The organism is Leucobacter chromiireducens (genome assembly GCF_003917135.1).
Taxonomy (GTDB): domain Bacteria; phylum Actinomycetota; class Actinomycetes; order Actinomycetales; family Microbacteriaceae; genus Leucobacter; species Leucobacter chromiireducens_A.
The window spans coordinates 1-20,675 of record NZ_RPDI01000036.1; the positions used below are offsets into that span (position 1 = coordinate 1).

The 20,675-nt window shown below is 64.2% G+C and carries 14 protein-coding genes and 1 pseudogene; 7 read left to right on the forward strand and 8 right to left on the reverse strand.

Annotated elements, in window-relative coordinates; all coding sequences use genetic code 11:
* From EGM46_RS14875 to EGM46_RS13040, 3 genes are all read left to right on the forward strand, one after another.
* Positions 1–248 (forward strand): hypothetical protein (locus tag EGM46_RS14875; protein ID WP_206427579.1); only part of this gene is annotated, 248 nt, incomplete at its 5' end.
* An 11-nt stretch (positions 249–259) separates the two neighbouring features.
* Positions 260–1,372: a DegT/DnrJ/EryC1/StrS family aminotransferase gene (locus EGM46_RS13035; RefSeq protein ID WP_125100571.1), complete on the forward strand. Its 1,113-nt coding sequence runs from the start codon at positions 260–262 to the stop codon at positions 1,370–1,372.
* Between the two features lie 14 nt (positions 1,373–1,386).
* The gene (locus EGM46_RS13040) at positions 1,387–2,544 is read left to right on the forward strand and encodes a glycosyltransferase family 4 protein (RefSeq protein WP_125100572.1); all 1,158 of its coding nucleotides are present in this window, start codon (positions 1,387–1,389) and stop codon (positions 2,542–2,544) included.
* A 4-nt stretch (positions 2,545–2,548) separates the two neighbouring features.
* Here the strand turns inward: EGM46_RS13040 and EGM46_RS13045 are convergent, their stop codons facing one another.
* Positions 2,549–3,787 carry a glycosyltransferase gene (locus EGM46_RS13045; RefSeq protein WP_164512902.1) on the reverse strand — a complete coding sequence of 413 codons (1,239 nt, stop codon included), beginning with the start codon at positions 3,785–3,787 and terminating at the stop codon, positions 2,549–2,551.
* A 78-nt stretch (positions 3,788–3,865) separates the two neighbouring features.
* The gene (locus EGM46_RS13050) at positions 3,866–5,596 is read right to left on the reverse strand and encodes an ABC transporter ATP-binding protein (RefSeq protein WP_241156345.1); all 1,731 of its coding nucleotides are present in this window, start codon (positions 5,594–5,596) and stop codon (positions 3,866–3,868) included.
* Between the two features lie 203 nt (positions 5,597–5,799).
* On the opposite strand from EGM46_RS13050, the gene EGM46_RS13055 reads away from it, so the two are divergent.
* A complete protein-coding gene (locus EGM46_RS13055) occupies positions 5,800–7,116 on the forward strand; it encodes a glycosyltransferase (RefSeq protein WP_125100575.1) in 1,317 nt (438 codons plus the stop codon).
* 7 nt (positions 7,117–7,123) lie between these two features.
* Here EGM46_RS13055 and wecB read toward each other — a convergent pair whose 3' ends face one another.
* Complete coding sequence (wecB, locus tag EGM46_RS13060; protein ID WP_125100576.1) at positions 7,124–8,191, reverse strand: non-hydrolyzing UDP-N-acetylglucosamine 2-epimerase; 1,068 nt, start codon at positions 8,189–8,191, stop codon at positions 7,124–7,126.
* Positions 8,192–8,295: 104 nt separating this feature from the next.
* On the opposite strand from wecB, the gene EGM46_RS13065 reads away from it, so the two are divergent.
* Positions 8,296–9,591, forward strand: coding sequence for a nucleotide sugar dehydrogenase (locus EGM46_RS13065; protein WP_125100577.1), 1,296 nt, complete (start codon positions 8,296–8,298; stop codon positions 9,589–9,591).
* A gap of 36 nt (positions 9,592–9,627) precedes the next feature.
* Here EGM46_RS13065 and EGM46_RS13070 read toward each other — a convergent pair whose 3' ends face one another.
* Genes EGM46_RS13070 through EGM46_RS13080 form a run of 3 tightly spaced genes read right to left on the reverse strand, consistent with a single transcriptional unit; the run spans position 9,628 to position 14,628 of the window.
* Positions 9,628–11,811, reverse strand: coding sequence for an acyltransferase family protein (locus EGM46_RS13070; protein ID WP_125100578.1), 2,184 nt, complete (start codon positions 11,809–11,811; stop codon positions 9,628–9,630).
* 8 nt (positions 11,812–11,819) lie between these two features.
* The gene (locus tag EGM46_RS13075; RefSeq protein WP_125100579.1) at positions 11,820–12,770 is read right to left on the reverse strand and encodes a glycosyltransferase family 2 protein; all 951 of its coding nucleotides are present in this window, start codon (positions 12,768–12,770) and stop codon (positions 11,820–11,822) included.
* A gap of 19 nt (positions 12,771–12,789) precedes the next feature.
* Complete coding sequence (locus tag EGM46_RS13080; RefSeq protein ID WP_125100580.1) at positions 12,790–14,628, reverse strand: methyltransferase domain-containing protein; 1,839 nt, start codon at positions 14,626–14,628, stop codon at positions 12,790–12,792.
* 84 nt (positions 14,629–14,712) lie between these two features.
* On the opposite strand from EGM46_RS13080, the gene glf reads away from it, so the two are divergent.
* Positions 14,713–15,852, forward strand: a complete 1,140-nt coding sequence (glf, locus tag EGM46_RS13085; RefSeq protein WP_125100581.1) for a UDP-galactopyranose mutase — start codon at positions 14,713–14,715, stop codon at positions 15,850–15,852.
* A 68-nt stretch (positions 15,853–15,920) separates the two neighbouring features.
* On the opposite strand, the gene EGM46_RS13090 is transcribed toward glf, so the two are convergent.
* Complete coding sequence (locus tag EGM46_RS13090) at positions 15,921–17,486, reverse strand: alanine/glycine:cation symporter family protein (RefSeq protein ID WP_125100582.1); 1,566 nt, start codon at positions 17,484–17,486, stop codon at positions 15,921–15,923.
* A gap of 413 nt (positions 17,487–17,899) precedes the next feature.
* Between EGM46_RS13090 and EGM46_RS13095 the strand changes: the two genes are divergently transcribed.
* Entirely contained in the window at positions 17,900–20,176 is a 2,277-nt protein-coding gene (locus EGM46_RS13095) for an S-layer homology domain-containing protein (protein ID WP_125100583.1), read from the forward strand.
* A 290-nt stretch (positions 20,177–20,466) separates the two neighbouring features.
* Here EGM46_RS13095 and EGM46_RS13100 read toward each other — a convergent pair.
* Positions 20,467–20,675 (reverse strand): annotated as a pseudogene (locus tag EGM46_RS13100) (glycosyltransferase); the annotation flags it as partial.

The window sequence follows — 20,675 nt, forward strand, 5'->3', positions numbered from 1 at the left end:
GCGGGCAAGCGGTCTACACGCCCGCGACGGGCGTGAAATTCGTTGCGGGGAAGGCCGCGTTGAGCCTGCCCGCCTCTGACGCTCTCGTGCCCGATGACGCCGCCGCAGCCGATGAGTTCGCAGAAAGTGGTGACACCCGGGCTGGCGAAGACGCGGCGTTGAGGCCGCAAAGGAGTAACCTGGATGAGCATGCCTCGGAGGCTTCCGGGGAGGATGTCTCGTATCTTTCGGGGCACGAAACGCGATAGGGTACCCGACTATGGAACTTGACTTTATTCCCCCGGCCAAGCCGATCATTGGTGACGAAGAGCGCGCGGCGGTTGACCGCGTGCTGCGCTCAGGCATGATCGCCCAGGGGCCCGAGGTTAAGGCATTCGAAGACGAATTTTCGGCGCACTTCGTGTCTGGCCGCCCCACGGTCGCGGTGAACTCGGGCACGAGCGGACAGCACCTCGGCCTACTCGCGGCGGGCGTCGGCCCCGGTGACGAGGTGATCGTGCCCTCCTTCACCTTCGCGGCGACGGGCAACTCGGTCGCACTGACCGGTGCAACGCCCGTGTTCGTGGACATCGAGCCCAACTACTTCTCCCTCGACCCGGAAGCAGTGCGCCAGGCGATCACGCCGCGCACGAAGGGCATCATGCCGGTGCATCTCTACGGCCACCCTTTCCTCGTTGACCAGCTTGAGGCGATCGCCGCCGAGCACGGCCTCGCAATCTATGAGGATGCGGCGCAGGCGCACGGCGCGAGCTGGCAGGGGCGGCCCGTCGGCACGTTCGGCGACTTCGCTATGTTCAGCCTCTACCCGACGAAGAACATGACCTCGGGCGAGGGAGGCATGGTCGCCTGCGCGACTCCCGAGCTCGCACGCGGTGTCCAGCTGCTGCGCAACCAAGGTATGGAGACTCAGTACGCGAACGAAGTCATCGGCTTCAACGCACGCATGACCGATGTGCACGCCGCGATTGGCCGCGTGCAGCTCACTAAGGTCGAAGCCTGGACCGCTCAGCGTCAGCGCAATGCTGCAACGCTGAACGCAGGCCTCGCAGGCCTCGCAGGCGTCACGACCCCTGCGGTCGCCGAGGGGGCCGTGCACGTGTACCACCAGTACACGATTCGCCTCGACGCGGGCGAGCGCGACCGTATCCGCGAGGCGCTGAGGAACGAACACCAGGTGGGCAGCGGCGTCTACTATCCGATCCCGAATCACCGTCTCCCCTCCCTCAAGCATTTCGCTCCGGACCTGGAGCTTCCGCAGACCGAGAAGGCCGCGAGCGAGGTCCTTTCGCTGCCTGTGCACCCCTCACTGAGTGACGGCGACCTTGAACGAATCGTCGCGGGGGTCACTGCGGTGACTCGCGCAGGCGCCTAATCAGCGCGCTGGACATGCGGGTTCTCCTCGCTTCGCGAATCTTTCAGCCTGAGGCCGCGGCGGCATCGTTCCGGCTCGCGTCGCTCGCCGATGGCTTCGCGGCAGCCGGTCACTCTGTGACAGTGCTGACGTCTACACCGGCGCGCCCGCTCATGCTGTCGGCCCGTACCCAGGACGCCGCGTGCGGATACACCGTGCGGCGCGCACCGGTGTTGCGCGACGGCGACGGCTACGTGCGCGGCTACGTCCAGTACATGTCTTTCGACATCCCGCTGTTCTTCCGAATCTTGTTTGGGAAGCGCCACGATCTCATGGTGGTCGAGCCGCCCCCAACGACCTGGCTGCTCGCGCACGCCGCGGCCGCGCTTCGCGGGATTCGGGTTGTTACGTATGCCGCCGACGTCTGGTCGGACGCGAGCGAGAGCACCGGTGCGCCTGGCTTCGTGGTTCGTTTTGTGCGCTGGATGGAGCGGCGCGTGATGAACCGCAGCGCCGGGGTGCTCGCGGTCAACGACGGCGTTGCGGCGCGGGTGCGCGAGATCGCCCCGCGTGCGAACATCACCACGGTGGGCAATGGCATCGACACCGAGATATTCACGCCACATGGACCCGTTGCCGAATTGTCGAATTACGCAATTTACTCGGGCACGGCATCAGAGTGGCAGGGAGCTGAAGTGTTCGTTCATGCTGCGGTTCAGTTGCAGCAAGCGGGACACCTGGCCGAGGTCGTGTTCCTCGGTCAGGGGTCAGCGTTGCCCGAGCTCCGCGCGCTCGTAGCCGAGCTCGACGCACCGGTGCGCTTCGTGGATTCGGTTCCCCCCAAGGAGGCTGCGAAGTGGATTCGGGGTGCCCGGATGAGCCTCGCGAGTATCAGGCCCGGGGCGGGCTACGACTTCGCCTACCCGACGAAGATCTTCGCCGCGTGGGGCTGTGGCACACCAGTACTTTATGCGGGTCCGGGGCCGGCCCGCGAGCAGCTCGTCTCGAACCCCATGCTCGGCATCGGCTGTGAGCACGACGTTGCGCAGGTTGCGGACGCGATGGGCGAGTTGCTCGCGCGCGATACCGAAGCAAATCGCCAGGCGATCGGCGTCTGGGCGCAGCAGCACGTGTCACTCCAGGGCGTCGCCGGACGGGCCGTGGATTTCTCGGTAGAAGTCGCGACGCGGTGAACGGCTAGCCGCTGACGGCGGTCTCGATCGCGTCGAGGAGGCGCTGGCTCTGGGTCTCGCGAGTGAACTCACTGGGGTTATTGAGCGCTGGTCCCTCGACGCGGCCGGTCGAGTGCTTCTCGTCCGCGAGAGTGCGGAGGTAGCGGGAGATGACGTCGCTGTCGTTGCTGACGAGACCCAGCTCGTTCTCCGAGATGAGCTGACCAGCGGCACCGTCCTCGAGGCCGGTCATGAGGATTGGGCGGCCAGCGCCGATGTACTCGAAGACTTTGCCGCTGAGAACCCCGATCTCACCTGGATCGTTCCAGAGCAGCAGCAGAAGCACGTCGGAGGCCGACTGGAGCCGCAGCGACTCGGCATGGTTCACGCGGCCGTGCTGGGTGACGACCGCGTCAAGCCCGAGTTCCTCGGTGATGCGGCTCACTTCGCCCGAGGGGGGGCCGTAGAAGTCGACCGCGATCGAGATGTCGTCGCGGTCGCGAAGCAGCTGGGCGACGCCGCTGAGGAACGGGCGCGGGTCGCGACGGTTCGGGATAACCCAGCCGCAGTAGGTGATGCGCAGTGTCTGAGACGAGGGCGCGTAGTGGTTCGCTGTGAAGTCGGCTGGATCGTAGCCGTTCGTGACGACCACCGAAGGCCGGTGGTAGGTCTCCGCGAGTTCTTCCGCGAGTGGCGCGCTCACGGTCGCGAGGGCGGAGGCCTGCGCGGCGACGCGTCGCTCGACCGAGCCGTCGATGCGACGCCGGATGGAACCGTGCGGGTAGTACGTGCTGAGCGTGAGCAGGTCGCGGTAATCGACGATGAGCTTTGCCGAGAAGTGCTTCGCGAGTTGACTACCGAGTATGAGGGTGCTGAAAGGCCCGACGCTCGCGACGACGGCATCCGGCCGCCACACCCAGCTCTGTGCTTCCTTGCGCGCGGCACGGCTCCAGCGCGCGTAGATATCCGGCCAGACGAATGAGAGAGCCTTGCCGTAGGCGACGCCGAGCAGTTGCTGGAAACGGTTCGGCTTGGCTGGCTTGAGCTTCTGGATTCCCGAAGCCGACTTCGCGAATGGGTCGGTGACGCGGTGCACGCTGAGGTTCGTATGATCGGGAACCGCCAGGTCTGAGCCATCGGCGGTGCGGGTCAGCACGCGCACCTCGTGGCCGGCGGCCGACCAGTGCTCGGCGAACTTCGCGATGCGGACCGAGGCGATCTTGTTCTCGGGCGGGAAGAACGGGCAGATCAGTAGGATTCGCAAGATGTCCTCGGGGTGCTCGGTGGGTGCCGGCCTGCGGCGCGGCGCTGACGGATACTCGTTTCAGTCTAATAGGCCGGATCAGGCGAGCCCGGCAAGCTCGGCCTGGACACGAAACGCTGGAACAGCCTGAACGACCTCATCAAACGTGCCCTGGCCAAGGACGCGCCCCTCGTCGAGGTAGCAGACTTGATCGTAGTTGCGAATGGTCGCGAGTCTATGGGCGACCGTAATGAACGTGACCTCGCCAGCAAAGGAATCGAGCGACTCGACGATGCGGTTTTCGGTGGCTGTGTCCAGAGAGCTGGTCGCCTCGTCCATCACCATGATGAGCGGGTCGGTATAGAGCGCGCGGGCGATTCCGAGGCGCTGCTGCTGGCCTCCTGAAATCGAGGCGCCGCGCTCACCGATGCGCTCGGAGATGCCCTCGCCGCGCTCTGCGATCTCATGCACGTGGGCGAGCTTCAGCACCTCGCCGACGCGCTCGGCGTCGTACTCGTCCTCCCACGTCAGTGCGACGTTCTGCGCGATGCTCCCGTCGAAGAGCGCGACGCGCTGCGGCACGTACCCGACGCGGTCGCGCCACTGCTGCAGAACTTCCGTCAGCGGCGTCTCGTCGATCGTCAAGCTACCCGAGGTCGGCACGCTGAGGCCGAGCAGAATGTCAATCAATGTTGACTTCCCTGCCCCCGAAGGGCCGACGATCGCGAGGCTGGAGCCGAAGGGTACTCGCAGCGACAGCCCGTTGAGCACGGGGCGCTCGGCGCCAGCATAGGTGAAGCTGACGTTGTTGAGCACGAGCTCCTTCGGGGCGGACACGAGCTCGGTCGTGTCGGCCGGCACCGAGACAAACTCGTCCTTCGCCTCCAACTCGCGAATCACGTCAAGTGCGTAAACTTCGTTGGAGGATGCTGCGGTGAGGCTGGACTGCACTGCGTTCATCGAGGGAATCATTTTGAAGCCGGAGGCCGCGAAAAGCGAGATGGACACAACGGCGGCCTGCGGCCCGGAGAAGAGCATGGAGGCGCCGCCGACGATCACGAATCCGCCGATGAGAGCCGCCTCAAGGGTGTAACGAGGCACGACACCGATGAACGCGAGACTCGCTCGGGCGCGCGTTGCGACCGCGCGGTTCTTCGAGATCATGCGCCCCGCCTCATCGAGTTTCCCACGCAGCGTGACTTCTTTGAGCGCATCGATCATCTCGGTCATGATCGTGGCGACGCGGAACGAGTAGTTGCGTGCGACGGTGCCCGCTGCGCGGGAGCGGCGCGCCACAATGAAGCTCAGCGCCCCAGAGATGAGTGACAGGTACACGAGCGCGATGAACGCGGTCAAAGGCTCGGACACGACGAGGATGAGCAGTGCGGATACGAAGGTCAACGCGTTCCCGGGAATCTGAGAAAGCGGCAGCAGGAAGCCGCGGCTCGCGTTGCCTACCGAGCTGTCGACCATGCGGGTGAGCTCTGGCGTACTGATGGTAGAGCGCTTCTCCCAGCTGGAATGGATGAAGTTCGCGAAGATCCGATCGCCGAGTTCAAGTTCGTAGCTCGCGAACTTCCGCGTCGCGCGCCAGTGCAGCAGGAGCGCGAGGACCCCTTTCAAGATGAACAGCGCGGCGATCATCAATACCACCCAGGAGGTCGCTTCCTGCGGCAGCTCGCCAATCACCGGAATCGTGATTGGAGTGCCCGAAACGAGCGGTGTGATTGTGAGTACGATGAGCGCAAGCGCGGCGGTGTCGAGGAAAGCCAGCAGGCCGGTCGCGATCGAGTAACCAATGTAGTAAGAGCGGGCGCCGCGCGGAAGCACGCTGAAGAGCCTGTTAAGTGTTCGCCAAATGCTCTTCACGGTGGTGCCTCCTCGGGGCTGCTGGTTCTGTCGATCGATAGAAACCCCGGATTAGCCTACCGCCCCGGCATCGGAAGTAAGATGGGGCGGGCTGAGCGCGTGCCGTGCAGCCAATTCAAGCACTATTTGAACCCTCGCCGAGGGCAAGGAAGGCGGAACCGTTCGTGCAGGAATCGCAACAGCGCGCTCAGGGCAGACGCCGGACGCTCTTCTTCTTCACCAATACGTTTCCGTATTCGCCCGGGGAGGAGTTCATCGAGAGCGAGATTCCGTTCCTCGCCGAGTCTTTCGACAAAGTCATCGTAGTGCCGTCATTCCCGTACCTACGCAAGGGAGCGAAGCGCGAGCTTCCGGAGAACTTCACACTGCATGTGCCAGTCGGCCTCGACGGTTCGCGGAAAAACTACCTGGATGTGCTGGCCTTTGTACTGCGCCGACCCTGGGACGCCTTCGGCGCCCTGAAGAACGCGCTGAGATCGGCCCCCCGTGTCGGCCACGTGATCGAGGATTTCAAGCTTGATCTTTTCGCTCGAATGATCACGCACAGCATTTTCTCGGAGCTGAAGCGGGAATACGTGACGGCAGGCGAGGCCGTGTTCTATGGCTACTGGATGTACGCACCTGCGCGTGTCGCGCTGCACACGCGCAAACGCCTCGGCGCGACCGAAAGCACGATCGTCACGCGCGCCCACGGCTACGACGTTTTCTCCGAGCGCCGGGCCTCGAATTACCTGCCGCAGCGCGAGCTGCTTTTTCGGGGCATGGATGCGGTGCACCCTGTCTCGGACAACGGCGCCGAGTATTTGCGCGCGAAGTTCCCGAGTTTTGCCGGGAAAGTGTCGACGCGTCGACTCGGTGTTGCGGCGGCGCTGGTCCCAGGAAACGCGGATCAGGCGGCAAAGCTCGTTTACTCTTGCGCATATTTTCACCCGGTGAAGCGGATTCCGCTGCTTATTGATGCGCTCGCGGTGGCGCAGGCGCGGGACCCAGAGATCCGATGGGCGCACATCGGATCGAGCGCCGAGCCAAGCGTCATCGCCGAGATGGAGCGCCTGGCGGCGGAGAAACTGCTGCCCGGCAGCTATGAGTTCCTCGGAAACCTGTCGAATGAGGCCGTCAAGGAGAGCTATGCAGCGCGGCCGGGATCTGTGTTCATTAACACGTCATCATCCGAGGGCGTTCCCGTCTCGGTGATGGAGGCGCTTGCCCAGGGCTTCCCCGTCATCGCCACCGACGTAGGTGGGAACCGGGAACTCATCGCCGTCGAGCTCGGAATGTTCCCCGGGCTGCTCCCGGCCGACCCGACGAAGGAAGAAATCGCCGAGCGCATCCTAGAGCTGCTCGCAGCCCCAAGCGTTGACTACCGAGCGTATGCCGACGCGAGCCTCGCGACCTGGCGGGAGCGCTGGTCGAGTGAAACGAACTACCTGCGATTTAGTGCTGAACTGCGCGGCGGCCATGGCGAGGCCGCCGCACAGTAGTGAGGCACTAGCCGAGCCGGTCGACGATCGCGCGAACGGCCTGCACAGCAGCGGTGCCGTCACCGTAGGGCGCTGCGTCCGTGGACGCAGGCGCGGGACGGGTGAGCGCCGCGCTGATCTCGTTGGTTGAGTTCGCGAGCACATTCCATCCAAGTGCGACGGTCTCGACCCACTCCGTCTCATGGCGCACGGTCGTGCAGGGAACGCGGAGCAGGAAGGCTTCCTTCTGCAGGCCGCCGGAGTCGGTGACCACGCCGGCGCTTCCGAGTACCGCAGCGATGAGTTCCGGGTACGCGAGAGGATCATGCACGCGAAGTGAGTCGACCTCAAGCGAGATCCCGGCGGACTCGGCCTTCGCGAGGACGCGCGGGTGCGCGAGCAGCACCACGGGGCGATCCGCAGCGGCGAGAGCAGCGACGACTTCGCGCAGGCGCTCAGGGTCGTCGGTGTTCTCGGCGCGGTGAATGGTCGCGACGTAGTACTCGCCCGGGGTGTACATCGCCGCGAGCGGGTTCTCGGTACCGCCAGCCTCGACCTCTCCGCGGACCTTGAATAGCACGTCGGTCATCACATCACCGACGAGCACGGACTGCTCTGCCAGGCCCTCGTTCTCGAGGTGCTTCATGGCGACCTCGGTAGGGGCCAGGCAGAGGTCGGCGGCGTGGTCTGTCAGCACACGATTGTGTTCCTCGGGCATCGCCCGATTAAAGGAGCGCAGGCCCGCTTCGAGGTGGGCGACGGGGTAGTGCAGCTTGACTGCGCTGACCGCGGCCGCGAGGGTCGAATTTGTGTCGCCGTAGACGAGCACGGCGTCGGGCGTGAAGCGCTCGAGGATCTCATCCATCTGTCCCAGAATCGCGCCGGTCTGCACTCCGTGCGAGCCTGATCCGACACCGAGGTGTGCGTCGGGGGCGGGAATGCCGAGGTCGCGGAAGAAGACATCAGAGAGCATCGGGTCGTAGTGCTGCCCGGTGTGTACGATGATGTGCTCGTGGCCGAGCTCCTGCATCGCATGAGCAATTGGGGCGAGTTTGACGAACTGGGGCCGCGCCCCAACAACACTCATGATCTTCATGGAGTCAATCTTACGGAATGCAACAAGGACGCGCGTCGAAGCGGAAGCATCTGCGAGATGTCGAAGCCGCCGCACTCACAAGTGACGGATGTAGACTGACAAGCGTGAAAATCGCAGTTGTTGCCACCGGCAAAATCGGCCTTCCTCTCGCCACGCAGTATGCCCACATGGGGCACGATGTGATTGGCGTAGACGTGAACGAAGCGCTCGTTGACGCTATTAACCGCGGCGAAGAGCCGTTCCCCGGCGAAGCGCACCTTGCGGAGCGGCTTGCCGAGCTCGTTCCTGCGGGCAAGCTGCGCGCGACCACGAACTACGCAGAGGCCATTCCTGGTGCCGACGCGATCGTGATCGTCGTACCACTGCTCGTCGACGAAGAGACATGGGAGCCAGACTTCCGCTGGATGGACGCGGCGACACGGTCATTTGCAGAGCACCTCACCCCCGGCACGCTCGTTTCCTACGAGACCACGCTGCCCGTCGGTACGGTGCGCACCCGCTGGAAGCCGTTGATCGAGGAAGTATCGGGTCTCACCGAGGGCGAGGGTTTCCACGTCGTATTCTCGCCCGAGCGCGTGCTCACCGGTCGCGTCTTCGAAGACCTGAAGAAGTACCCGAAGCTCGTGGGCGGCCTGAACGATGTCGGCACGAAGAAGGCGATCGAGTTCTACGAGTCGGTGCTGACCTTCGACGAGCGCCCTGACCTGAAGCGCCCGAACGGCGTCTGGGATATGGGCACTGCGGAGGCCGCGGAGATGGCGAAGCTCGCCGAGACGACCTACCGTGATGTGAACATCGGGCTCGCGAACCAGTTTGCGCGCTTCGCGGACACCTCAGGCATCGACGTCTACAAGGTGATCGAGGCCTGCAACTCGCAGCCGTTCAGCCACATCCATCGCCCAGGCATCGCCGTCGGCGGGCACTGCATTCCAGTCTACCCGCGACTGTACCTGTCCACCGACCCTGACGCAGACATCGTGCGTACAGCCCGAAACTACAACTCGACGATGCCGAAGTACGTCGTCGACCGGGTCGAGCAGACGATCGGCGACCTCGCCGGCACCCGCGTCGTCGTGCTCGGCGCTGCGTATCGCGGCGGTGTGAAGGAGACCGCGGTTTCGGGTGTGTTCCCGACCGTCGAAGAACTCACCGCCCGCGGCGCGCAGGTGACCGTGCATGATCCGCTGTTCACCGACGAGGAGCTCGCGGGCTACGGCTTCGCCGCTCACACGATTGGGAACGAAGTGGATGTTGCGATTCTGCAGGCAGACCATGCAGAGTACCGTGACCTGGGCCCCGCTGACTTTCCGGGGATCAAGCTTTTTGCTGACGGCCGCAATTCAACCGATCCTGCGCAATGGCGTGGAGTGCCGCGCATTGTGATTGGCGCAGGCGCCTAAGCCCCGCCTCCGCAACGTCGCCTTGATCGACTTCGATCAAGGCGACGTTGCGTTTTGTTCCTCCCGTGGAAGTGATGTGCTTAGGCGCTCCTCCAGGAACGGGGCCAGCGAACGTGAATAGCTCGCGGAAAGATGATGCTGATCTCGGTAAACAAGGACGTCCCCGACTATGGGAGCGCACGCTTCGCCCGGGCAAATGAGATCCGTGAGATCAATGAGCGAGACGCCTGGCACGGTTGCTGCGGCCTCAGTCAGCTGCGTGCGAGTTTTGGGGAGCGCCACATCACGCGGGGTCGAGCATGCGCTCGGGTTGTCCTGATTTTGGGCGAGACAATCCGGAACACGACTGTTCATATACGGGGTGTCGATGAGGACCGCTACTCGAGTGCCAGACTCCTCGAAACGGCTCCAGGAGCTGGCGAAGCCCGAAGTGAGTGACTGTGCCCCACTTGGCACGTAGTCTTCGAGCGCAGACGTCACCACCAGCTCAGGGCGATTCTTTTCAATGTACTCTTGGACGCCCCGGTTCCACTCTGCGCATTCGCTATAGTTTCGGTCGGTGCCGCTCAGTTTGATTTCAGACTGTGTGATCGGACAGCTCGACTTCGTCAATGAGACGAGATGGAAGCCACGCTCTTCTGCAATCTCCTGGAGCGGTGTGAACCACTGGGCTGCATGCGAGTCTCCGGCGAGCACAACGAGAGAACCCGCAGGGTCTCCATAGCTGCATGGTTTTGGTGTGGTGGCACCCGGCTCGAGGTGGCATCCGTCTGCGTAGATCTGTGGGTTGTCGTTCTTCGCTTCGATGAGGCTGGGCGTGAGATCTTCTGGGACCCGGGACACTAACGGTATCGTCTCGCCGCTCGCGAGCGCCGCGGCGCCGGGAGCCGAACTGGTGACAGGTGAAGCGCTACCCTGGGATCCCGACAGCAGCCAGAGCGCTGCTGCCGCTGCAAGAGAAAGTGCGATGGCTACAGCACCGATCCCGAAAGCTCGAACTGAGGAGTTTCGCAGCGCTGGTATCGAACGCAGAGGCTGTTCGAAGAAGCGCGTGCTGAGCGCAGCGAGTCCTACCGCTCCGGCCATGAGGAGGAGCTTCGATTGAGGTGCAATTTCGCCCCATTGGGCTTCGGCGACCACCAAGATCGGCCAGTGCCACAAGTACAGGCTGTACGAAATATTGCCAAACCACACCGGGACGGCATGCCCCGAGATGGGATAGCGAAACTCATGAGGTTCGCGCGGCAGCCCGCCAGAAATAACGGCTGCGGCACCCAGGACGGGAAGGAGCGCCGTCAGGCCAGGAAACGGCGTCGATGCCGAGTACCCGATCACCGCTGCGCTCATTGCAGCCCATCCCAGCGCGGCAACACCGCGTTTCACCGTACCCGGGAGTTTACGGAGGAAGGGAGCAGCAAAGGCGAGCAAGCTCCCTACCCCAAGCTCCCACGCCCGCGTTGGGGTGATGAAGTACGCGGCAGCAGGCCAGTGGGACAAAGCGAACATCGAAAAGAGTAGCGAGGCAACAACAATTGCGAGCATCGCCCCAGCCATCACCTTGATTCCTGACGAGGGAGAACTCAGTTTGCCGCGCTTCCTGCCTCGCCAGCGGAGGAGGGACAACACTGCGATAATGAGTGCCGGCCAAACTATGTAGTACTGCTCTTCAACTGCCAATGACCAGAAATGTTGCAGTGGACTGGGGAGCGCTTCCGCGTTGAGATAGTCGGTCGTCCCAGCGAGCTGCCAATTGACGAGGTACACGGCAGAGGTCGCGATTTCTGAGGCGATGTCGCGCCATTCCGTGAGCGGGATCCAGAGGGCGGTTGCGATCGCCGTCACGAATAGCACTACCGTTGCTGCTGGGATGATGCGGAGAATCCGCTTCGCGTAGAACCGAGAGATATTCAAGGTTCCAGAGCTCTGTATCTCGGCGAGCATGATTCCTGTGATGAGGAATCCCGAGAGTACGAAGAACACGTCGACCCCGACAAATCCGCCAGAGAAGATCGGCACGCCTGAATGGTAGAGAATTACTACCAGAACGGCGAAGGCGCGCAGCCCCTGTATGTCACGTCGATACTCTGTACCGTACGGGAGATTGCGGCTTGTGGAGACTCGAGCGAACGTGGTGGTTCTCAGCGAATTCAGTTCAGGTCCCTTCAAACTTAGAGATGGAACTGCTTCCGAAGAGCATCCAGTGATCTCTTCGGTTCGCATTTGGCATTTTAGTCAGAAGAAGGAGACGGGAACCTGGGCTGGGGGTTGAACTTACGTCCCGCCCACAACGCTTTGCGCATCTGTTTCTTGACTGGCTTCTCGACCCCGCCTTGCCGCATTTCGACCAGAACACGTCGTGCGTAACTGATGTAGGAGAATCTCCCCTCGAAGTGGAAGCGGTACGACGCTTGGTTGCGTGTCCCCTTTTCAAACTTCCAGAGGTTGTCTTGCGTCACCTGACGGTAGTTTACGCCAGCATTCACGCCCATATCATGCACCACCTCCGATTTCAAAGCGATGATGCCGGGGCCGAACGCCCGGGTGAGCCGTTTTGTATACTCTTTGTCATCGAACCAGATGAAATACTCCCGGAGCGGTAGTCCTTGCTCTTCCAGAGCAAAGCGGGGGACGAGCACAGAGACGAATGTGCATTCAACGACGAGGAGTGAATCGAGGCCCTGGAGGTAGGTTCGCGGCCAGTCCCACGTGGTGATGGGGTTGTTCATCTCACAGAGCGAGCCATCGATATATTTCACCAGTGAGCACGCAAATGGGACTTGGCGTCCGAGCTTTTCCGAAGCCTCGTATCGTTGTTCGAGGAGGATACTGAGCGCATCAGGGTCCGGGTAGCAATCATCGTCCATGATCCAGACGTAGTCTGAGCCCAGCTGGTACCCGCGCTCCATGCCCGCCTCAAACCCTCCTGCTCCGCCAAGATTCTCAGTGAGGTGCATCACAACAAGGCCTGGGTACTCGGCTGGAGAGAGCCCATCGAGAAACTCACGAGTGCCGTCGTTCGAGTTGTTATTGACGACGACGATCCACTCGGGGCGATGATCTTGCGCAAATACCGTTTCAAGTGTTCGTGGAAGTTTGCCAAGCCGGTTATAGGTGACGACCACTGCGGCGACGCGCGAATCCGTCTTCCAGCGCTTCGCGGGAGGAGTGTGTACGTTCATGTTGAAGAGCGTCCCACTTTCAAGAAGGGTCTGTCGTTTTTGTCGTTGGAGGTGTCGCTTGCGAGTGCGGCGTGAAATGCTGCTCAGCAAGATCGACAAGCTCTGCGACCCGTAGGCTGTCACGACGATACTCGTCGAGTTCCTGTTCCAGCTCTCGCACTCGCTGGGTGAGCGTATCAAGCTCCTCACGCGTGGTGGCTGGGCGAGCACGCAGGAACAGGCGCTTTAGACGTTGGCGCAACGAGACCTCCTGAGGTGGGAATTGCTGATCGGCAAGGGTGAACGTGACTCCATATGGCCTTCGGGCCGGCGGCGAATCTGGGGCCTCGAGGTAAGTGATCTGAACTGCCAGGCCAAGCTTTCGAGCTTCTTGTGAGAGTTCCTCAGGCGCCATGTGCCAAGTTGTGGGATTGGCGAAACTCACGTCTGAGGCTGGTTCACCAAACAGAGTGGCAGCCGCGGTTCCGCCTGAACGGAGTGCCATGCGAATGAGGCGTAGTGCATTTGCGCGCCCCAGATGGCCGATTTGCTCGAAAAGATGTGTTGCTACAACGTCAAAAGGGCCGGAGATTCCAAGCAAGGCCGGTGCGGCAAGCGAAAGAGACCTGTACAGGTTGACGTGAGCAATCTCAAACCCATCGCGACGAGCTCGTTCTCTTGCAAGGCAAAGCGGTTGCTGAGCGAAATCGGTCGCGATAACGCGACGGTTGTGCGGAGTGGCAGCGAGCTGTGAAGCAAGTCCGCCTGAACCCGCGCCAAGGTCGAGGAGAGCACCGGAACGAAATTCGTTCTCAATGCTCAATACCCAATCTTGTCCAAGTCGCCAATCGTCATTGTTGCTGTCGCCAAACTCGGAATACCAATCGTTCCAGAAGTCTCGCCGGAAGTGGAAAGACCCAAACCATGACTGGAAGCGACGCGACGTACTCCTTGGTGTATTTAGCTTGAAACCTGGAATCGGGGTTCGCCAGTTCTCGTCATAGTTCACTACGAGCCATGCCTCAGGGACCGCGGGGGCTGGGAAATCCAAATCACCAATGCGGACAGCTGAGAATGGCAACATTTCCCGCCGGGCGAGCTCCCCGCGCACGTGGAACGGTTGGTTGATGAGTCCGTCCGCGGTGAAGAATGCCGTGAATACGTCAACGTAGTAGTCCGGGTCGCCGCTGGCGTCACGGAAGTATAGCTGCATGTGTGTCGCGCTGTGTCGAACGAGTTCGTATCCCAGAGCTTGGAGCTGATGACCTACCGCGAAGCCTTCAATCGCGACGTCTACTGGATTCGTGTGGCGCGAAAGGTAGGCGACGTCTGCATCGTCATCATGCGGCAGGAGAGCGCCGTCCCGCACGGCACCAAGCAGCGTGCCGCCGACGATGAATGGCTCGAGCTCCAAGCTTTTCAGAGCTTCAATGACTTCGACGGTACTCGCGAGAATTCGGTCCTGCACGCCAGAATTGCTTGCTTCAAGCGTCTTTCCCAGGCGACCCCACTTATTCACCGCCAGTTGGATCCCATGGGCGTCTACGACGCGCACGCGCCCAGGGTCCCCTGTAAACGTCACGGCGAGCCTCACGAACTCTTCCCCTGAGGAGGAATCGCGAATGCTGAGCTCCGTTGAACCCACGAGGTATGGAAGAAGCGACTTGGGCCAAGGGACGGTCAGACCGCCCTCCTCCGCCAACGCGTGGACATGAATGGACCAGACCCGCGCTCTGTCGAAGAATACATCGACGGAGGCCACGCGTTCGGGGAGGAACGGTAGAGTCAGCGACTCTTTGGTTGCTTGGGCGTTCATGCGCAAAGGTGCATTCTGGGTGAGCGAGAGGGATCTGGACTCGGCATAGCTTACCTTGATCATTCCGCGATGAGGCGATGCCAACGCCGCGTACCCTCTGAACGTGGCGTAGGTAAGCTCAGTCGGGCTGGGGATAGACTTTAGGACATGGATCTCCTCGTAGTTGGATCAGGTTTCTTTGGGCTCACGATCGCCGAGCGCGCCGCGAGCGCCGGCAAGAAGGTCGTCGTCATCGACCGTCGCTCACACATCGGCGGCAACGCCTACTCGGAGGCGGAGCCCGAGACCGGCATCGAGGTGCACCGCTACGGCGCGCACCTCTTCCACACCTCGAACGAGACCGTGTGGGAGTACGTGAACCGGTTCACCACGTTCACGAACTACGAGCACAAGGTCTACTCGAACTTTAAGGGCGAGGTCTTCCCGCTGCCGATCAACCTCGGCACGATCAACCAGTTCTTCCGCGCGGCCTATGGTCCGGACGAGGCGCGCGCCCTGATCGCCGAGCAGGCCGGTGAGTTCGACACGAAGAGCGCGCAGAACCTCGAGGAGAAGGGCATCTCGCTCATCGGGCGGCCGCTCTACGAGGCGTTCATCCGCGACTACACCGCGAAGCAGTGGCAGACGCCGACGACGGAGCTGCCCGCCGAGGTGATCAGCCGCCTTCCCGTGCGCTACACGTACGACAACCGCTACTTCAACGACACCCATGAGGGGCTCCCCACCGAGGGCTACACCGCGTGGCTCGAGAAGATGGCGGACCACCCGAACATCGAGGTCCGGCTGAACACCGACTTCTTCGACGAGTCGCAGCCGCTCAACAAGAACGCCATCGTCGGCACGGTGCCCGTGGTCTACACGGGCCCGGTCGATCGCTACTTCGACTACGCGGAGGGCGAGCTCGGCTGGCGCACCCTCGACTTTGAGCAGGAGGTGCTGCCGACGGGCGACTTCCAGGGCACGAGCGTGATGAACTACGCGGGATCGGACGTGCCGTACACGCGCATCCACGAGTTCCGTCACTTCCACCCCGAGCGCGACTACCCGAGCGACAAGACGGTCATCATGCGCGAGTTCTCCCGCTTCGCGAAGCGCGAGGACGAGCCGTACTACCCGGTGAACACCCCGGAGGATCGTGAGCGCCTGCTCAAGTACCGTGCGCTCACCGAACAGGAGAACCAGGTGTTCTTCGGTGGCCGCCTCGGTACCTACCAGTACCTCGACATGCACATGGCGATCGGCTCGGCCCTCTCGATGTTCAACAACAAGCTGAGCGATCTGCTGTAGGCCAGGTGTTTCACGCAGTGAGCCCCCGATCTCGTGGAGATCGGGGGCTCACTCCGTTATACCGGAGGCTAGCCGCGCGGGGCCTGCGGCTCGTCTGACTCGTCGAACTCGAGCCCAACCGCATCGAGCTGATGCGTGTCCGGCCGCTGCGGGGCCCTGCCGCCCGTGCGGTCGAGCTCGGCCTCCCGCGTGCGCCAGGCCTGGTAGCCCGGCTCGTCGGCGAGGGCCCGCTCGATCTCGGCCGAGGTGGCACGCAGCTTGGGATCGAACTTCAGGTAGGCGCGTGTCTCGCGTGCCACGAGGCCGGACAGGATGATCAGCCCGATGAGGTTCGGGATCGCCATCAGGCCGTTCATCATGTCGGAGAAGGACCACGCGATCGCGAGCTGCGTGGTTGCGCCGACGAACACCACGAGGGAGAAGACGATCCGGAACGGCATGACGATCCGGCGCCCGAAGATGCGCACGATGTTCCGCTCGCCGTAGTACGCCCAGCCCAGAATGGTGGACGCGGCGAACATCACGAGTCCGATGGTGACGATCCAGTGCCCCCATTCGCCCGGGAGCCCGTTCGAGAACGCGGCGCCCGTCATGAGCGCCGGCGACAGCTGTTCGCCGGTCGCCGGGTCGACCGAGGTGTACGTTCCGGTCGTGACGATCACGAGGCCGGTCATGGTCACAACGATGATCGTGTCGATGAAGGTCTGCGTCATCGACACGAGGCCCTGGCGCACAGGGTGGCTGGTCTGCGCGGCCGCCGCGGCGATGGCCGCCGAGCCCATGCCCGACTCGTTCGAGAAGATGCCGCGTGCGAAGCCGTACTGGATCGCGATGATGAACACGGAACCGGCGAAGCCGCCGGCCGCCGCAGTGCCGGTGAACGCGTCGGCGAAGACGAGGCCGAGCGCGGCGGGCACGTCACCGATGTTGACGAAGAGGATGTACAGCGCCGCCACGACGTAGAACACGATCATGATCGGGACGAAGCCGGCGGTCACCTTGCCGATGGACTTGATGCCGCCGACGAGCACGACGAGCACGAACGCTGTGAGGACGACGCCGGTGATCCAGGTGGGGACGCCGAAGCTGTGCTCGACGTTCGCCGAGATCGAGTTCGATTGCGTGAGGTTGCCGATCCCGAAGCACGCGAACACCGCGAAGATGGTGAACGACCAGCCGAGGATCTTGCCGAGCGGCCCGCGAATTCCCTTCTCGAGGTAGTATTGCGGCCCGCCGTTGCGCTCACCCTTGCTGTCGGCCTGGCGGAAGCGGACGCCGAGGAAGGCCTCCGTGTACTTCGAGGCCATGCCGAGCAGGCCGGTCACCCACATCCAGAAGAGCGCGCCGGGGCCGCCGATGCCGATGGCCGTCGCAACGCCGACGATGTTGCCGGTGCCGACGGTGGCCGCGAGCGCGGTGGTGAGGGCCTGGAACTGCGAGATATCGCCGCTCGATCCAGGATCGCGCCGGCGCAGGATGCCGAGGTTGAGCGCTGCGCCGAGGCGGAGGAACTGAATGCCGCCGAGCCGGAACGTGAGATACAACCCGGTGAGGAACAGCAGCGGGATGAGGACGAATGGCCCCCAAATGACCCCGCCGACCGTGTCGAGGATGTTCTGCAATGTATCAGTCACTTGTGGCACCTGAGTCCTTCGCGTCGTTGCGGGGCCGGTTGGCGGCCCGGGGAGGTTTCGGGCGACTTTAGCAGGAACACAGATGCAACGCAGCCCTCGGACGAGTGGGTGTCGGGCAGAGTCGGTTTCTAGCATACAGATCCATTTCCAACAAATCGAGACTACACAGCTTGCTCATCAGGACTTATTCTGTTTCGCATACCTATAGGGGTAGGTTCGGGGGTGCATTCGTGCGAGTCATCTTCAGGTCAGTTGCGGGGCAAATACTGGCATTGCTCGTCCTGGTGAGCGCGGCGGGATCGCCTCCGGATCGGGCGGCAGCCCTCGCCCCGCCGCCCCAGCTCGGCGCGGCGCACGGGCAGTCTGTAGCGCGCCCAGCCACGAGCGTGGTGGCGCCGCCGGGCGGAACCCCGGTGTCGCCCGGGTCGGAGGCGCCGCGGCAGGAGGCTCCGCAATCGCCGCCGCCTGAGGTCACGGCCCCGGGCGGCGCGACCGCTCCGTCGCAGGGCGCCGAACCGATCGAGCCGAGCGTCCCGCCGGGCACCGGGGCACCGGGCGATGACCCGGCGCCGGAGGTGCCGGCTACCGAGCCGCCGACGCCGGAGCAGGAGGAAGAGCCCGCGCCCGAGCCGGAGCCGACCGCGGAGCTGCCGGCCGCGGACGCGTCCGGTGCGGGGGAACCGAGCGACGCGGAGGCCGCCGAGCTGATCGCTGACGCCATCCCCGACGCGCTCCCGGTCGAGGGCGCGGTGGTGGTCGTCGCGGCGGAGGGCGGGTCGGCGCCGATTCCGGAGGGCGGCACCGCTCCGGCCTCGGCGCACGTCCCCGAGCAGCGGCTGCTCGCCACCGATGCCGGGCCCGTGGTGGAGGTCCCAGCCGAAGTACTCGCTGACGCTGCCGCGGGCGAACGCCTGGTCGGCGAGCTCGAGCTGCAGCCCGCGGAGCAGCGCGCGGTGGCCGAGGAGGTCGCCCCGGATCTGGCCGCAGCCGACGTGCCCGAGCCCGCAGCCCCCACCCAGCCAGCAGCGCTCACCGAGGAGGCGACCGCGGCGGTGACCGTCGCGGCGCTGAATCTCGGAAAGGAGTTGACTATCGGGGGTTTGATCATCCCCGGATCCGGCGCGGGGAGCGGCACCGCACCGCGCGCCCACACCGCCGACGTCGCGTTCTACACGGGTGGCGGGAACCCGACGACCGCGGATCTCACGCGGCTGGTCGCCGACGCTGGCGCGTACTGGGTGGGGCAGACCGGCGGTGCGGTGAAGAGCTTCACGGTGGGCTCGGTGAAACGCGTCACGACGTTCGCGCGTGATCGCGTGACGCGCTGCGATCCCGCGCAGCTCCAGAAGCTGTGGAGCGACGCGGCGAAGCAGTTCGGGCGCAGCACGAGCAGCTACATCGGATCGGCGCGCCACCTCATTGTGCTCGTCGACGACGCGTGCGGCGCACTCGCGCAGAACTCAAGCGGGTGGGGGAGCTACGGCACCCTGCACAGCGGCGGCATGAGCTGGGTCGATCTGGGATCCCGCCACAAGGCCAAGCTGCCGCTCAGCGCGGCGACGGGCGCGATCGCGCACGAGCTCGGGCACAACCTCGGCCTCGCGCACGGGAAGTCGCGGGTGTGCTCGGGCAGCGCGACCGACGCGGCCATGAGCGGTGGGAAGCCGGTGTCGCCGTGCAAGGACGTCGAGTACGGCGACCCCTTCAACGTGATGGGGATCGGCGCGTGGGCGGGCGGGCGCACCCCGCCGGCGCTCCCCGCAGCGCAGCGCGACGCGCTGGGCGTGGCCGCGGCAGGGACGGTGAAGGCGGTGCGCGCATCGGGCGGGTGGTCGCAGACGGTCACGCTCGCGGCGGCGGGGAGCAAGACCGGCGTGCGCGCGATCCGGGTCGAGGGGGATCGCGGGGGCACGTTCTACATCGAGTATCGTGCGATGACCGGTCAGGACGCGAGCATGGGGCTGAAGGCCGGGCGAGCATACGCGACGGGCCTCGCAGCCGGGGAGCACTACACCGCGGCCGGCGTGCGCATCGTGAAAAGCGATGGCGGATCGGGGATGAACGCGGACGGGACGCACCGGCTGGGGAGCACGGTCGTGTCCGTGCGTGACTCGCAGCTCGGGAAGAGTGGGCTGTTCCAGACCGCGCGCTCGGGGCGGCAGCCGGGCACGTGGAACAGCGCGGTGCGCGTGAGTGTGGTGTCGACGGCCGCGACGAGTGCGCGGGTAAAGATCGACTTCAGCCCGACGGCGAAGGTGACGCGGGCTGAGCTGGCCGCCCAGATGTACGCGCTGGCCGCGCCGAAGTCGTACACGCCGCCCAAGAAGTCCCCGTTCACCGACGTTCCGACGACGCATCCGCAGTATCGGCAGATCGCCTGGTCGTACGGCGCGGGGCTGACGCCAGGCGCCGCGGTGAAGGGCGGCCGGGCTTTCTCGCCCGCGGCCTCGGTGACCCGGGAGTCGTTTGCGGTGCAGCTGTACAAGGTGCGCAAGAGCAAGTACGCGGGCGCGGCGAAGAGCCCGTTCGCCGACGTGAAGAAGGGGTCGGCGAACTACAAGCAGATCACCTGGATGTACGCGTCGGGACTCGCGCCAGGCGCGGTGAAGAGCGGGAAGCGCTACTTCGCGCCGCGCGACGCGGTGACGCGCGCGGCGGCGACGGCGGCGTTCTCCAAGCTGAGGAGCTAGTGGGGAGGGCCGGGCCGCGGCCCGGCCCTCCCCGGCCCCGCCAAACTGCAGCGAGTCTGATCCGGATTCAGGAGGCTCATCCGGCCCAGCCTCACACAAAGTTGCCGGAGGGAGCCGGGGCACTGGCGCTGCGCCCGGGCACACGGCATCTTTGTGAGGGGTTGAGCCGGAATCCGCTCCGCCACCCGGATCAACCTCTCACTAAGTTCGAGAAAGACGCCGATGGGGGACGGCCTGGCCGGTCGGGGACGGCCGGGCCGGGGACCGCCGGGGACCGGCGGGCGGCCGGGCTAGCGCCCGCGGCCCTCGAACGTCTTGCGCCACTCCTCCGGGGAGACTAGCTGGGGGAGCGCCGCGCGGTACTCGGCGGACAGCCGATCCCAGTCCTTCGCGATCTGCTTGCTCAGTTCGCGCGACTCGCGCAGCAGGCGGCGGAACTTCGCGCGGTCGTGGCGGTACCACATCTTGCCGCTGCCGTCCGCCGCGCCGACGATGACGC